Raw genomic sequence first — 246 nt, forward strand, 5'->3', positions numbered from 1 at the left:
TACCGGTACAGTGCAGACGCGCCGCTTCCAGCGCTTTTTCCAGTGCGTCCGGCGTGTGGGCATAATCGACCACCACGGTCGGTTTGCCCGGTGCGCTGAACACTTCCATACGGCCACATACCGGCTGCAAACGCTCAGCCGTTTCCAGCAGCGCGTTCATCGGATAACCCAGCGCCAGCAGCGTCGCCAGCGCCAGCAGCAGGTTGCTGACGTTAAACGCGCCCATCAGACGGCTTTCAATTTCAC

The 246-nt window shown here is 61.0% G+C and carries 1 protein-coding gene; it reads right to left on the minus strand.

Annotated features, from left to right (window positions below; genetic code table 11):
• Nucleotides 1-246: glutamate ligase domain-containing protein (locus tag ACPYOJ_RS36275; protein WP_481420523.1), on the minus strand; the 246-nt coding region annotated here is incomplete at both ends.

The organism is Rhizobium sp. SVR5-9E, assembly GCF_056755095.1.